At 66.7% G+C, this 14778-nt stretch carries 11 protein-coding genes; 5 read left to right on the plus strand and 6 right to left on the minus strand.

Features of this window, described 5'->3' with window-relative positions; genetic code table 11:
- Positions 1-8: 8 nt before the first annotated feature.
- Positions 9-1544 (plus strand): O-antigen ligase family protein, encoded by a 1536-nt coding sequence (locus IPM80_18455; GenBank protein MBK8960336.1) that lies wholly within the window; start codon positions 9-11, stop codon positions 1542-1544.
- Between the two features lie 41 nt (positions 1545-1585).
- On the opposite strand, the gene IPM80_18460 is transcribed toward IPM80_18455, so the two are convergent.
- The 3 genes from IPM80_18460 to IPM80_18470 are packed head-to-tail and all read right to left on the minus strand — an operon-like array spanning position 1586 to position 6055.
- Positions 1586-2773, minus strand: a complete 1188-nt coding sequence (locus tag IPM80_18460) for a polysaccharide deacetylase family protein (protein ID MBK8960337.1) — start codon at positions 2771-2773, stop codon at positions 1586-1588.
- Complete coding sequence (locus IPM80_18465) at positions 2770-3981, minus strand: glycosyltransferase (protein MBK8960338.1); 1212 nt, start codon at positions 3979-3981, stop codon at positions 2770-2772. Before IPM80_18465 ends, IPM80_18460 begins: the two co-directional genes overlap by 4 nt.
- A 22-nt stretch (positions 3982-4003) precedes the next feature.
- The gene (locus tag IPM80_18470) at positions 4004-6055 is read right to left on the minus strand and encodes a hypothetical protein (GenBank protein MBK8960339.1); all 2052 of its coding nucleotides are present in this window, start codon (positions 6053-6055) and stop codon (positions 4004-4006) included.
- Between the two features lie 233 nt (positions 6056-6288).
- Here IPM80_18470 and IPM80_18475 point away from each other — a divergent pair, with 233 nt between their 5' ends.
- Positions 6289-6996, plus strand: a complete 708-nt coding sequence (locus IPM80_18475; GenBank protein MBK8960340.1) for a class I SAM-dependent methyltransferase — start codon at positions 6289-6291, stop codon at positions 6994-6996.
- Between the two features lie 5 nt (positions 6997-7001).
- Here the strand turns inward: IPM80_18475 and IPM80_18480 are convergent, their stop codons facing one another.
- Positions 7002-8117 carry a glycosyltransferase family 4 protein gene (locus IPM80_18480; protein ID MBK8960341.1) on the minus strand — a complete coding sequence of 372 codons (1116 nt, stop codon included), beginning with the start codon at positions 8115-8117 and terminating at the stop codon, positions 7002-7004.
- Positions 8118-8251: 134 nt separating this feature from the next.
- Here IPM80_18480 and IPM80_18485 point away from each other — a divergent pair, with 134 nt between their 5' ends.
- The 3 genes from IPM80_18485 (at position 8252) to IPM80_18495 (ending at position 11783) form a co-directional block, all read left to right on the plus strand.
- The gene (locus IPM80_18485) at positions 8252-8932 is read left to right on the plus strand and encodes a hypothetical protein (protein MBK8960342.1); all 681 of its coding nucleotides are present in this window, start codon (positions 8252-8254) and stop codon (positions 8930-8932) included.
- Positions 8933-9028: 96 nt separating this feature from the next.
- Positions 9029-10345, plus strand: a complete 1317-nt coding sequence (locus IPM80_18490) for a glycosyltransferase (GenBank protein MBK8960343.1) — start codon at positions 9029-9031, stop codon at positions 10343-10345.
- Between the two features lie 28 nt (positions 10346-10373).
- Positions 10374-11783 carry a pectate lyase gene (locus tag IPM80_18495; protein ID MBK8960344.1) on the plus strand — a complete coding sequence of 470 codons (1410 nt, stop codon included), beginning with the start codon at positions 10374-10376 and terminating at the stop codon, positions 11781-11783.
- A 7-nt stretch (positions 11784-11790) separates the two neighbouring features.
- Here the strand turns inward: IPM80_18495 and IPM80_18500 are convergent, their stop codons facing one another.
- Positions 11791-12435: a hypothetical protein gene (locus IPM80_18500; GenBank protein ID MBK8960345.1), complete on the minus strand. Its 645-nt coding sequence runs from the start codon at positions 12433-12435 to the stop codon at positions 11791-11793.
- A 139-nt stretch (positions 12436-12574) separates the two neighbouring features.
- Positions 12575-14773, minus strand: coding sequence for a bi-domain-containing oxidoreductase (locus tag IPM80_18505; protein ID MBK8960346.1), 2199 nt, complete (start codon positions 14771-14773; stop codon positions 12575-12577).
- Between the last annotated feature and the right edge of the window lie 5 nt (positions 14774-14778).

Below are 14778 nucleotides of genomic sequence, written 5' to 3' on the forward strand. Positions count from 1 at the left end.
CCTGGGCGATGAACCCGGCCACGCCCACCGGGGCGGACGGGCATCTGGCCGTCGCAGGCGACGCGCTCGGACCACGTCTGGCGAATTCCATCGTGGTGCTGTGCGGGCTCGCGGTGGCGCTTGCCGCTGTCTACGATCAGTGGCTGTATTTCTCGCTCGGCGCGGCCGGCATCATGTTCGCGGTGGCCGCGTTTCAACAGCCCTATATCGGGCTGCTGTGTTGGATGTTCGCGTTCCCGATCCTCGATCCCTACCTGCGCCTGGACCTGCCGGCCGGCATCCCCGATGTCACGCTCAACCGGATCGCCGTCGCGCTGATGGCGGTGCCGATGATGGTCGCGGTGATGCTGCGCCGTCGGCGCCTGCTGGCGATTGGCCCGACCGAAGGCAGGATGCTGTTGTTGTGCGGCATCATGCTGGGGGATATCTACATCCGCAGCGAGAGCAGCGGCGAAGACGTGCTGCTGTTCTTCGACGAGTACGCGACGCCATTCCTGCTGTTCTTCGTCTTCAAGAACATGGTGGCGAGCGGCACCGATGTACGCAAAGCCCTGCTCGCACTGGCGCTGTCGTGCGTCTATCTCGCGCCCTTCGGCGCCTTCCAGTTTCTTTTCCACAGCGATCCGCCGGGCTGGATCGGACCGCCTGACACCGTCCATTCACTGGTCGAAGAGCAGGGTCGCGCGCGCGGCCCTTTCACGGATTCGGTGTCGTACGGTGCACTGGGTAACGTGGTGTTCCTGTCATGCATATTCCTGTTCGCATGGAGCCGCGCCATGTCCAGCCGCCTGTTCTACGGCGCGCTGTTGGTCGGCACCGGCAGCATTGTCTTTTTGTGCATGACGCGCTCGGTGTGGCTTGGCCTGTTGGTGGCGCTACTGCTGGCCGCCTACCATGAACGTCGCCTGCGCCGCGTCGTGCTGGCGCTGCTGCTCAGCGGCGCGATCGGCGTGGCCGGCTTCCTGGCGATATCGAACGAAGGTGCCGAATCGGTCACGGAGCGCGCCGGCGACTACGAGACGGTCTACATCCGGCTGGCGCTGTACAACGCGGCCGTGACCATGGCGGTGCAACAGCCGTTCATCGGCTACGGCAGGCATGCGACCGAGCTGTTTCAGAAGCACCGCGCCAAGTACGTATCCGACTTCTTCGGCATCGGCGCGGAATGGGGCATCCTGGCGGGACCGCCGCACAACGCGGTGATCTCGATGACCTTGATGTACGGCGTGTTCGGCGCGGCTGTCTATATTTCGATATTCGTCAGCCTGATCCGATCATTTCTCGCGTTGCGGCGTGCCAAGGGCGCGCTGCCGTTACCGCCCACGGCTTATGGCACGTTCATGCTCGCCATGTCGGTGATCTACATTTCCATCGGCATGTTCACCGACGTCATGGCCTTTCCGTTTTTCAGCAATCTGTATTTCACCCTGGCGGGCGGCGCGCAGGGACTGCGTATTTACCTGGCCCGCCAGGCAGCGACGCGTGCCGTGCCGACGGCCGACCAGCAAGCCACACCGGCGAGCGCGATTACGCGCGCGGTTTGAAGTCGCGCCAGGTGACACACCGCGCCTGGCAGACCTGTCGCTTACTCGCCGAGGCGCTCCAGCGCCCGTCCAAGCAGCATCAGGCGCCGCGTGATGGGCGCCAGCGGATAGGCCATGCGACGGCCGCTTCGATAATTGATCATGCCGACGAAATTTGCGTAAACCAGCGGCATGCGCAACACACCGGTGTAATCCTGCTCGAAGACCAGGCGACGCAACTCGGTCGGGTCGTCGCCGTAACGGTTGGTGACCTTGGCGACGTTGACGGTGGCGCGATAGCCGCAGTCCAGGGCCATGCGTTGTAATTCGGGCGAATAGTCACCGCACGGCCAGCACAACAGTTCGACCGGTTTGCCGAGACGCTCTTCGATGATGCGTTTGCTGCCGCGCAACTCGTCTTCGATGCGCGCGCGATACTGAGCGGGCGACTCCAGGTAGCCCGCGTCGCCGTGTGCGCGCCGCCGTGCCGCGACCACCCCATGCAGCGCCGCGCGCCAGCCGGGATGGCGAAAGAAGTCCGGCCCGCCGTTGTCGGCGACGTGCCGCACACAGGCCTCGGCGATGGCCGGGTCTTCGAAATAGCGCGGCCCCAGCAAGGTCTGCTGGTGGCGGTAGACCGGCCGACCGAGCGGGATCTGCGCGCGAAAATCCATGTTCAACCAGTCGTATTTCTGCTCGGGATGGCTATGCCACGCGAGCCAGTAATGTTCGCCGCGCGGGTGATGAAAATCCTCCACGCGGGCGTCGCTGAAGTACCAGTTGTGGGTAAGGGTGTGTGACTGCACGTCGACCACCCCACTGTCCTGCATGCGCTTAAGTTCGGTCCAGGACACGTGCCCCCAGTACGGCAGCTCGGCAGGCGCATGGCGTGCTTCCCGGACGTCATCCAGGGTCGGCCGGCAGATGTCACGCGGGTCGATGAAATCCGTGGTGACGAACAGCGTCGCCTTCATCCCGTAGCGCTTCAGGATCGGATAGGCGTGCACCCAGTTATCGAGATAGCCGTCGTCGAAGGTGATGCCGACGGCCTTGGGCGGCAGCGGGTGTCCGTGCTCGAGATGAGCCTGGATTTCCCGCAGGTCCACTGCCCTGAAATCGTTGCGCCGCAGATAGGCCATTTGCCGTTCGAACAGCGCTATCGGCACCGACAGGCGATGCAGGGCGTGCCGATGCGGATTGGCGATGCTGTGGTACACGATGATCGGTACCTGCTGCGATACGGACTTCACCCTTTGCTGGCTCCGCGGCTATGGTGCGCCCCGGCGGTGTCGCGCAGGACGTCGGTATAAAGTGCCGCCATGGCGCGCACCACGGCACGGATATCGTAACGCGCGCACACCGCCGCGCGTGCCGCGTGCGCCAGTTGCCGCGCAAGCTCGTGGTCGTCCATGACCCGCGCCAGTGCTTCGGCCAATGCAGGCGGGTTCGCATAGGGCACCAGCAAGGCGGTCGCGCCATCCACGACCACGTCGACGATGCCCGGCACGGCGGTCGCGACCACCGGGCGGCAGGCCGCCATCGCTTCGAGCAAGGCCAGTGGCACGCCCTCCGACGCTGACACCAGTGCGAAGACCTCGGCCAGCGCAAGATGCTCGGCGATGTCGGTGCGCGTGCCCAGCATGAGCACCGCACCGTGCAGCCCGAGGCGCTCGATCAGCGCGGCCAGTGGCTCGCGCTCGACGCCGTCGCCGATGATCAACAGGGTTGCCGTCGGGCAGCGCATGCGCAGCGCCGGCATCGCCGTCACCAGGTCGCGTTGCCCCTTGTCCCTGACCAGGCGTCCGACCGTGACGATGATGCGCGCGTCGTCGTCCAGACCGAGCGCGCGACGCAGTGCGAGCGCGCCGCGCGCCGCCTCTTCGCCACCGTAGACCTCGGTGTCGATGCCGTTGCCGAGCACCTGGATTCGCGCGGCGGCAAAGCCCAGTTCGTCGCGCAACACTCCCAGCACTTGTGGCGACACCGCGATGCTGCAGGCCGCGCGCGCCGCGATGAAGCGATACAGGCGGCGGCGCAGCGCGTTGCGCGGGTCGATGCGGGCGCGCCCACGCGGCAGCAATCCCAGCCCATGGAAACTCGCGATCACGGGCACGCCGCAGCGCTGCCCCGCCACCAAGCCCAGCATCACCGCGTCCGCCATGTGGGCGTGCATGAGGTCGATGCGTTGCTCGTGCAGCAGTTCACTCAACCAGCGCACGATGCGCCACACATCGTGCACGAACCACGGCAACCACAGCATGCCGTGGCGACGCATGCCGAGGCAGAGGACCGTGCTCCCGGCGCGCTCCAGTTCCCCGCGTAATGGCCCGTCGCGCAGACAGCACACCACGACGTGAATGCCGTGCGCCGGCAGGTTCCTCGCCAGGTCGAGCACCGTGCGCTCGGCGCCGCCGATCTCCAGCGATTCGATGAAATGCATGACACGCAGGCCGCTCATGGCGTTGGCGGGGCCCCCTCGGTCACGGTGCAAGCAGCGTTTCGAGATATTCCTCGACATTGCTGTAGCCATCACCATCGCGATCCTTGGCGGCGTCGCTCGCGTCCTGGGGCGCAAGGCCGATGCCGGCTTCCCAGGCATCAGGCATGCCGTCGTGATCGCTGTCCCGCGGCGCGGCCGCGGAGGCGAGTTCCGGAAAGCCGCCGACCTCGTCCGGCGAGTTGATCATCGTACCGCGCGCGCCGCGCACCGCTTCGACCACGCGGCGATCGACCGCGTCACGCCACGGCCGATTGGCGCCCGCCTGCGCCAGCACCGCCTCGCTCACCGCCGCGCCGCCAACGCGCGGCACCGGTGGGCTCGCGAACGGCTGGCTGGCGCGGATTGCGGGAGGCAGCGCCTGGGCTTCGAAGCCGAGCGAGAACATCGCAAAGGCGTCGCCCGTATCAGCGCCGATTGCCGGTCCGGAATTGTCCTGCGCGAAGATGCGCGGGTAGACCGCGCGCGCGCTGTCACCCTTGTTCACCACGAAGGCCGGCGCTTGGCTGGCCGGCCCCTTCACGTATCGATTTCCAATCACATTGATGTGACTCTCGCGCCCGATTTCGTCGACCGCCTCGCCGCCGGTGCGGCCCCAGCCGTCCACCAGGTTTTCAATCAAGTCGACCGCGCCGGCGTCCTTGATCAAGGGATTGCGGAAATCGAGCTGCGTCAGCAGCGAATGATGCACGGTGACGCGCTCGGAGCCGTCACCGATCAGTACGCCGGCGCCGTGGCGACCCTTGGGATGGCGACTCTTGTTCAGCGCCTCGCTGAAGATGCACCACGAGAGCGACACGTCCTGGGCTCCCTCCCACACCTGTACGACCTCGTCTTCGCTCCAACTCATCGAAACATGATCGACGACGACATTTCGCGCACCGTTGATTTGCAAAGCGTCATTGTTCTCCGCATCGACCGGCCCGCGATTGCCGGGCCGAATACGCAGGTAACGCAGGACCACGTCATCGGCGGCAACCACCAATCCTGCGTCACGCAGCATGATGCCGCCACCGGTGGCGCTGTGGCCGGCGACGGTGACGCGCCCGGCGCGGATTTCCAATGGCCGCGTGAGCCGGATGCTGCCGCCGACGCGGAACACCACGATGCGCGGTCCACTTTCCGCCAGCGCGGCGCGCAGCGAACCAGGACCATCGTCGGCGAGCGTGGTGACTTCGATGACCCGTCCGCCGCGCCCGCCGGCGGTGCGACTGCCAAAGCCGGCCGCGCCGGGAAAGGCCGGGATGTCGGCGGTCGCAAGCGGCCCGCGCGCGGTCTGCGCGGGCACGAGCGGCGACTGGCTCTGTTTGTGCGCCTGCGGCGGCGGCGCTTCGTCCGCCTTGGCCTGTGCTTCATCCGTCAATTCGAACACCACGCGTCCGAACACCTGGACGCGCACCAGTCGGCCACCAGCGTCCCGCCAATAGATGCGGTCAGCCGTTTCGGGATTGCTGATGACAAAGCGCTCGGTGGCCAGCGGCCGCCCGTCGAACTCGATCGTCTCGCGGCCCGCGTAACGGAGTTCGGCATCGACCACCGTCGGCTTTTCCCAGGCGCCGAGCAGCGCGAACTTGCGGCTGGCCTGGTCGGCGCCACGGGCAACGACCCGCATGGCGGAGAACTCGGTGAGGAAATCGGCCTCGAGCGGCGCACTGCCCGTGCCCTTCAGCCCGCGTTGACTGCGAATGGTGAGGGTGCGCTCGGCGATTTGGGCGGTGATTGCCCAAGGCTTGCGTGGACGCGCAACATCGAGCGAGAAATCGAGGGGCGTCAGCACCGCGTCGCGCCGGCTCTGCATATGGTGCGTCAGATGGCCCTGCTCACCCTTGGCCGCGAAGCGTACTTCGTCGTCCATCACCAGCGTGTCGCCGAGCTGGCGATCGGCGAGCCGCATCCATCCGACCTTCACGCCGTGGTTGCGCATGGCATACCACCAGGCATCGGTGCCGCCCGCTACCGCCGATGAGCCGCCGGCGAGCATGCAAATCAACAGGCACAGTCGCGACGCGTCGCGCAGTGACCGGCAAAGCTTCATGGACACTCGCACTCTGAATCCGTTGAACAAGGCCTATACTACGTGCGAACCGGAGAACGATCATCCCTAGCGCCAACGGCGTTACGCCGTCCACAGACCCACCAGCGGCGACCGCCCCACGCAGCGCGGCGCAGATTCGCGCGCATTACGAGCTGGAGAAAGAACTCGCCGCGCGCCTGCGACAGGCGCCAAGCGAACAGCGCGCAGGACTTTATCGCGAACTCTACGATGAGTTGTTCCGGCGCGTACCGGATCACAGCCAGTGGCGCGCCAAGGCCAGCGCCGACGTCGAGCGGCGCCACTGGCGCGAATTGAAACTGGTGCGCAACCACCTGGCGCGCGGCGCGACATTTCTCGAACTTGGCGCCGGCGACTGCCAGTTCGCCCTCGCACTATGTGAGTGGGCAGGCAGCGTGGTGGCTGTCGACGTATCGACCGAGATCGTCGCGCACCTGTCGACACCATCCAATTTCGAACTGCGCCTGTGCGACGGCGTGAGTGTGCCGGTCGCGCCGCACAGCGTGGATGTCGTATACAGCAATCAACTCATCGAGCACCTGCATCCCGACGACGTGCGCGCGCAACTGCGCGCGGTGCATGCGGCGCTACGACCCGGCGGCGCTTACCTGTGCCTCACGCCCCACAGCTACACTGGACCGCACGACGTGTCGCGCGGCTTCGACGACGTCGCCAGCGGCTTTCACCTGCATGAGTACACCAGCGGCGAACTGTGTGCGTTGCTGCGCGAGTGCGGCTTCGTCGCGATCCGGCAACTGGTCGGCGCTCGGGGGCGCTATGTGCCGTTGCCGCCGTGGCTCGGCGGCGCCCTGGAGCGCCTGCTAGCACCACTGCCGATGCAATGGCGAAGACGGCTCGGCGAGCTGCCGATCCTGCGCATGATGCTCCATCGCCTGATGGTCATCGCACGCACGCCTGCCTGACATGTTCACCCGTCGCCCACGGGGCGTGTCAACTCGGCGAGATGGCTTTCGAGGGCGGCGATGATCGCCGGCCAGGCATAGGCCTGCACATCGCTGCGCGCGCGTTGACGCAGTCGGGCGCGCAACTCGGCGTCTTCACTCACCGCCTGGATCGCCTGCGCCAAGGCGCGGCTGTCGCCAGGCTCGACCAGCAGGCCGTTTTCGCCGTCCCGTACCAGGTCGGGTATGCCGGCGTTGCGGCTGGCAATGACGACCAACCCCGCCGCCATCGCCTCCAGCAGTACGTTCGGCAGTCCTTCGTTACGCAGCGAGGGCAAAACCACGATGCCGGCTTGCGCCAGCCACGCGGGCACCTGCTCGGGCGCCGTTCGCCCCGCGAATTGAATACACGCAATACCTCGCGCCGCGGCTTGCAGTCGCTCGCGCTCCGGACCGTCGCCGACGATGGTCAAGCGCGCACCGGGACAACAACGCATCGCCTCGAGCAGATGGATGACGCCCTTGTCGGCGGCCAGACGACCGACGTAGAGCAACTCCGTGCGGTCGCCCGTCGCGGATGGCGCGGCGAGCTCGACGCCGTTGCCGATAACGCAGGATTTTGCCGCCACGTCGGCGGCGAGCCGGGCATGGCCGGCACTGCGCAGCGCCGCCTGCATTTGCTCGCCGAGGCGCGCGGTCTGCACGGCGATGCGATCGGCCCGGCGATAGACCCACGGCGCCAGCCAGCGTGCCTGTCGGCTGCCGACGAAATCGAATTCAACCTCGGAACGGATCCACACCAGCGTCGGTAGCGACCACCAGCGACCGGCGATGACCGCGATCAAGCCGTCGATGACGCTCTGGTAGGCAACGAGCACGTCGAGTGCATGGCGGCGCGCAGCCAATGCGCGCAGCGACCCGACCAGGTCGGCCACGAACCGCAGACCGCGGCGTCGCGCCGTGCAGCGTCTTACCACCAGGCAGCGTGGACGGTTCCGCAGTGACTCCGGCACGGTGGCGCTGCGGGTGAACAGCGTCACCTCGTGACGCTCGGCGAGACGTGCGGCGGCGCCCATGGCCTGGGTCTCGGCGCCTCCGAGCACCTCCGGAGGCAGGCCCGCGACGAGAATTCCAATTTTCATGAAGCTGCTGACTGGTTCACAATTATTAACGCCCGGATGACGGCCGGTCGTGCTGAAATCTTCAAACTTCAGGCCGCGCCTGATCGCGCGTGTTGGCAACTCCACGGCACTGACCAAGTATGGACGATAGCGCTATGAGCAAGAAATCGGATGTTGCGCGGTCATGGCGCCTGTCGGCGCTCGCCGCCCTCTTCCTGTTCGCCGCCCCGTCGACCTTCGCCGCCCCGGTCGGCATCGGCTTCAAAGGCCTGCTCGAAGATGGCGGCAAGTTCCTTGGTTACATCATCTACGGTGATCAGGACGTCGACAGCATCACCCCCGCCACCCCCACCGGCGTGGACGGCCGCGGACGTTACACGGGCGGCTTCTGGCAGGTCGACGTGAAGGGTGGCAGCACGACGGTCGACGCCAGCTTGAGCAATCTGAGCGGAGGGCGGGCGCCGGTGGAAACCGTGCAATCGGCCGCCTTGATCTCGTTGCTGACCCTCGGGCCGGAAAGCGGCGAACTACCGCGCCTGGAATTGTTGTTCGAGGCACGGCCCGATTACGACGCTGATGTGCAACCCACCGTGCTCGACATCGTCGACTTTTATGCATCGTTCACCGACGGCTTGCACGTCGCCTTCAGCCGTTACCAGGACCGCTTCGGCGTATCGAGCAACGTGGTGGCTGACAGCATCGAGATTTTTGACGCGACTCACCTGTTGCCCACGACCAGCGTTCCGCTGCCGGCGCCGCTGGCGCTGCTGGCCGCGGCGTGCGGCTTGCTCGCGCCCCTGGGCGCCCGCCGCAAGCCGGGCCGCGCGCACGCCTGAACGATACGGCGGCGCCGACGCACCGAGCCGAGCGACGGCAGTCCGTCACTCGCGCCACGCGCCTCGGCTTCGCAGCCCGCTCCACGCACTCATAGCATGCGCCCCGCCGGCAAAACCACGCGGCTGCTGTGGGTCACCTACGATTTTCCGCCGCGCCAGGCGGCCGGCGCATTTCGCCCGGTCAAGCTATACAAGTACCTCGACAAGTCCCGCCTCAGCATCGACTTCCTGACCAGCCGCGCCGAGTCCTTCGCCAGCGGCGAGCAGCTGCTGGAGGATCTCGAGCCCGCACCGACGGTGTGGCGCGCCGGTGGCCTGCCACTCGATCGCTTGTTCGAGAAACCGAAGCGCGTGCTGGCACGTGTGGGACTGGCGCGCGCCGAGGGGCGCAGCCTGTGGGAACGCATTGCCTATCGCGTGGTATTGGCCTGCGCGTTTCCGGACAAGCACGCATGGTGGGGCCTGCGTGCGGCCGTACGCGCCGTGATGCTGCACGCGCGGCGACGCTTCGATGCGGTTTACACGACCTCCCATCCCGAAAGTGCTCATCTGCCAGGCCTGTTGCTCAAGCGCCTGGGAGTGCCGTGGATTGTCGATTACCGCTATGGCGGCCCGCTGTGGACGACCACGCTCACCGTCGGTCGCCGCTCGGTATGGGGTGCGGCCCGTGAGATAGCCTACCAGCGCCGGGTACTCGAGCGCGCCGATTTCGTCATCGTGCAAAGCGACACCATCCGCAACGATTTCATCGCCCGCTTCGGGCTCGCTCCCGAGCGCATCGTGGCGCTGCCCAATGGTTACGATGAAGAGGGCTTCCGCGAGTACGGCACACAACAAGCGCCGTTTGCGCGCGCGCCGGGCGAACTGCATCTGTTGCATGTGGGCGGCGACTGGTACCCCGACGCCGGGCACGTCGCCAACCTGCTCGATCTATGCCGACGACTGGCGGCCGACATCGGCGCGGACGTGGTAATACACGCGGTAGGTGTCGATATCCTGCGCGATGACCTGCCGCCGCCCGGCAGTGGCTGCCGTTACGTTCATCACGGCCACCGCCCGCACCGCGAGGTGATTGGCTATCTCGCGGCCTGCGACGCCTTCATTCTCTCGACCATGGCCGACACCGACAGCGGCCGCTCGATCACCGGTTTTCTACCCGCCAAGCTGTGGGAATACCTGCGCGCTGGCAAGGCCATCCTGTGGATGGGCCCGCAGGATGACGCCTGGCGTTACGCCGAGGAGTGTGGCGCGGTAATCTACCTGGGCTCGCTCGGCAGTCCGCGCGTGTTGCCGGCAACCGAGGTCCGCGCGGCGATCGCGGCGGGCGCTCGCAATCAGCAACGAGCCCATGAGCATGATTGGCGCTCGCGCGCGGCGGCGTTCGATGACATCGTGGCGCGGGTGTTGTTTTGATGCACGGGCATTGCCCCGGAGGACTGCCATGCTCGACACATCACCGCCGCTGTCCGCGAGCCTTGCCACGGGTGCGCGCCTGACAATGCTGCTGTGCATGGCGCTGCTCGGGGCGACGCCGGTGCAGGCGGACTCGAGCAACGCGGGCACCGAAGCGGCGCTGCCGGTGTTCCCTGGCGCGGTGGGATTCGGCACCCATACGCGCGCCGGCCGCGGCGGGCGCGTGATCGCCGTGACCTCGCTCGCCAACGATGGCCCCGGCACTCTGCGCGCCGCACTCGAAGCCAGCGGTCCACGCATCGTGGTGTTCAGGGTCGGCGGCGTGATCACCTTGACCGACAAGCTGTATATCCGCTCGCCTTTCGTCACGGTCGCCGGCCAGACGGCGCCGGGGGACGGCATTACCTTGCGCAACTTCGGCCTGGTCATCGTCACCAACGATGTGCTGATTCGCCACCTGCGTATCCGACCGGGGGATGAAGGCGATATCGACGCCTCGGCCAATGACGCCGTCGAGATCCTGGGCAATCGCGACAACGATGATGTCAGCGGCGCCTATAACGTGGTGCTCGACCATGTATCGTTGAGCTGGGCAGAGGACGAAGTGGTCAGCACCTGGTTTGGCGCGCATGACATCACGCTGTCGTGGTCCATCGTCAGCGAAGGCTTGAACCGCTCGCGCCATCACAAGGGCGAGCACAGCAGCGGCATGGTGATTGGCTATTACTCCGAGCGGGTCTCGGTCCACCACAACCTGTTCGCGCACAACCATTCGCGTAACCCGCTGTACAAGTTCGGCGGCCTGCACGAGTTCACCGACAACGTGGTTTACAACTGGGGGGCGCTCTCGACCGACATCCTGGAAGGTGGGCCGGTCGCACGCATCAATGTTCTACGCAATACCTACCTGCCGGGGCCGGCCACCACCTTGCGCCAGGAAATGCTGATCGAAACGCGCGACGAAGAATACGCGCCCAAGGTTCATGTCGCGGCGAATGTCGGCCCCAACCTGCCGGCGCCCGATGAACGCCCGTGGGACGGCATGTTCGCCAACTTCTCACGGCAGGTGGCCGCCGCGCACTACCGGGCCATCGAGCCCCATGCCACGCCGCTGCTCGACGCCGCGACCCATGCCGATGCCGGGCCGGTATTGACGGACGCCGGCGCCTCGCTGCCACGACGTGATGCGATCGACGCACGCATCATCGAGGACGTGAAGCAACAACGTGGCCGCATCATCGACTCACCGCGCCAGGTTGGAGGATATGCCAGCGTACAGCCGGCCGCCGCCGAGCCCGATGGCGATGACGATGGCATGCCGGACGCATGGGAAACCGCCCATGGGCTGGCGCCCGCCGACGCGTCCGATGGAAACGGCGACCGCGATGGCGATGGCTACACCAATGTCGAGGAATACCTGAACGCGTCGTCGCCGTGAGCGTCGCTCACCAGGCGAGCGTCTCGAGCACGGCATTCTGTCTGCTCGTGCTTTCGATGAGGCGTGCGGCGCGGCGCAGCAGGTCAGGCGCCGCCACGGCCGTCGGCCACACCGAACGGGCGTCAAGGGCGCGCGTGAATACCCGCGCGCCCTTGACGTGAACGTCTCGATAGAAATCCACGGTAAGCGCCTCTGACGGCGCGCCGCCCAGGTGCAAACGTCCCCAGCGCGGCAGGGCCTGGAACAAGATATCGGCGACCAGCGCACTGCCACTCACGTCGATGGCCGCGAATCCCGGTTTGTCCTGCTGGAGACTTTGAATGCGGCTGTGCGCCTCGCGCGGGTCGTGCGGCGACACCCATTCGCCACCGGCGAACCTCGGTGCGGCCGCCGCCAGGGTTACGACCGGCAGCGCGCCATGCCAATGCGCGGTGAGGGCAAGCAGCGCGGCAAACGGCGTGTCACCACTCACCACCGCCACCTCGCCGAGTTCGAGTTGCAAATCCTGCCAGGCGCCGAGCGCGGCCAGCAGCGGCGGCAGGGCCAGGGCCGCACCATCATCAAGATGCTCGGGCGGCGACAGGCAGTCCGCGGCAGCGACGCTGACAACCTGCCCTGGGGTGGCCTGTGCGACATCGCCGAGCGCCAGCACCCGCATGCCTGGCCGCCACTCGCTCGCGCCGTGCGCATCGACCACGCGCGCCAACGCGTAGTCACCAAAGCCGCTGGTCGCGCGGCACCGGCGCATCGTCTCCACGGGCGTGACGCGCACAGCAAGCGGCGCGCGACTGTCAGTCATGGGGATAGCGCGGCACCGGCAGCGCGCGCTGTTCGTCCATCGCACGCAGCACCGTGGTGATGAACGCGAGGTTGTCCCAGCCGTCCTGGGGAGTGATGGGCGGCGGCGCACCGGCGCGTACCGCCTGCGCAAAGCCTCGCACCCATTCACCGGTCCAGTTGACGGTCGGAAACTTGGTCAGCCGATGCCAGCGCCCGGGTTTGCGCCCGTCGATCACACGGCTCGAATAGACGTGCAGATCGTCGCCGTCCAGGCGCAGCGAACCATGCGTTCCCCAGATGCGGTCCTCGGCGACATTTCCGCCGCGGCGAATGGTGGTGCCGCAGATCGTGCCGATCGCGCCGTTGTCCATGCGACAACTGATACTGACGCTGTCCTCCACTTCGGTCGGCGAGCCGAGGGTCGCGTACTCGGCATAGGTTCTCGCCGCCTTGAGACCGGTGATGAAGTAGACGTAGTCGATGACGTGGCACAGGTTCATGAACAGAAAGCCGGCGCCGGCCTTTTCGCGGCTGGTGCGCCAGTCGTCGGGCGAATTGCTGCGCGCGCCGTACCAGTAACCGAACTCGCGATAGGAATGGGTGCTGAGTTCGATGCCGGTGATGTCACCCAGTGCGCCCTTCGCCACCAGTTCGCGCGCGGCACGAATGCGCGGCAGGTAGCGGAAACTGAAATTGACCGTGAGCGCGACGCCATGCTCGCGGCAGGCGGTGACGATGGCGTCGGCCTCCTCCATGGTGTTGGCGAAAGGCTTTTCCAACATCACGTGCTTGCCGGCGGCGGCCGCGGCCAGCGTCATGTCGCGATGAAGATGGTGCGGCACCGACAACAGCACCGCTTCCACGGACGGGTCGGCCAAGGCCTGCTCATAGCTGGCATAGGCCTGCGCGGAGACGCCGCTCGCCACCTCCTGGGCGACGCGCGGATTGGCGTCGAAAACGCCGACGATGCGGGCTTCGGCCATGCGCGCGGCGGACCGGGCATTGTGACTGCCGATCGCGCCTGCACCCACAATCGCTATCTTCAGGGGCTCCATGTTGCTGACCTCGATGATGGGCGTGGCCGGTACCACCGGCGGTGCAGGCCGAGAGCGCTGGCGCCAGTCGAATACAATTCCGACCGGCTTGCTCTTGCCGTGCACCAGTTCATCGTAAAACGTGTTGCAAGCGGCCGGCTCCCACCGTGCGGTGATGAGATCGGCGACCTTCAGGCGTTCGCGCGCCATGAGTTGCATCATCAGCCGGTATTCCTGGGCGAGTGTCCAACGACGCGGGCTGCCGTCGTCGAATGGCAGGAGGCTGACATGCGCTCCGACTATCGTCACGCGCTGACGGCGGGCGAGTTCGAGCCAGGCGTGATCCAGCGAGCGCGTGCTGCCGACCACGATCACGCGCGCTCCGGGCGCCGCGCAGCGCAATGCGGTGGTCATGGAGTCGGCGGTACCGGCGATCTCGATCACGACATCGGCACCGATGTCGGCCAGCGCCTGCACGCCGTCGCTGAGCGCCACGTAGCGGTCGGCGGCGCCCGCGGCGAGCGCATGGGACTGGCGCGAGCGTCCAGCGCCGACAGCGATGATTTCGGCCGGTGACAGCAGCCGTGCGAGGCGGTTGCTGAGTTGCCCGAGCAGACCCTGGCCGACCACCGCCACGCGCTCGCCCGGCAGGATCGCGGCCTTGCGTATCCCAAGTTGCGCGATCAGCACCATGCCGATGAAGGCCGCATCCTCGTCACTGACCGCCGTGGGCACCGGCGTCAGCATGTCTGCCTGCATGTTGACCGCCGCCATGTGCGGCAGCCCGCCGGCGACCCGCTCGCCGACCCGGAACGCCGTCACTCCCGCGCCCAGCGCGCGCACCACGCCAACGCCGGAATAGCCGGGCTGACTGGGAAAGCGACGCCGTGTGCCGGGCAGGCCGATGAGCACATTACGCTCGGTACCCGGGCTGACCACCGTCAACAGGTTGTCGACCAGCACCTGCCCTGGCGCGGGCCCCAGGAACTCGAACGGTTCGAGAAAGGCGATTTCGAAATCCAGGAACGTAATACGCTCGCTGGCGACCAGCGGCCGTTGACGCAACAAGGATTCGGCGCGCAGGCGGGTGCCGTGGTAGGCGCGTTTCAGGGGCGGACGCTTTTCCTCAGGCACCCTGAGGTAGAGACGACGAAGATGCTCTTCCAGACTGGCCACGTCCG

The organism is Pseudomonadota bacterium, from assembly GCA_016719885.1.
Classification (GTDB): Bacteria; Pseudomonadota; Gammaproteobacteria.

Coding starts and splice junctions, on each gene's coding strand:
- IPM80_18490 (MBK8960343.1), top strand. CDS start 9,029: ATGCGCCCCGCCGGCAAAACCACGCGGCTGCTGTGGGTCACCTACGAT.
- IPM80_18465 (MBK8960338.1), bottom strand. CDS start 3,981: ATGAGCGGCCTGCGTGTCATGCATTTCATCGAATCGCTGGAGATCGGC.
- IPM80_18485 (MBK8960342.1), top strand. CDS start 8,252: ATGAGCAAGAAATCGGATGTTGCGCGGTCATGGCGCCTGTCGGCGCTC.
- IPM80_18470 (MBK8960339.1), bottom strand. CDS start 6,055: ATGAAGCTTTGCCGGTCACTGCGCGACGCGTCGCGACTGTGCCTGTTG.
- IPM80_18495 (MBK8960344.1), top strand. CDS start 10,374: ATGCTCGACACATCACCGCCGCTGTCCGCGAGCCTTGCCACGGGTGCG.
- IPM80_18480 (MBK8960341.1), bottom strand. CDS start 8,117: ATGAAAATTGGAATTCTCGTCGCGGGCCTGCCTCCGGAGGTGCTCGGA.
- IPM80_18455 (MBK8960336.1), top strand. CDS start 9: ATGAACCCGGCCACGCCCACCGGGGCGGACGGGCATCTGGCCGTCGCA.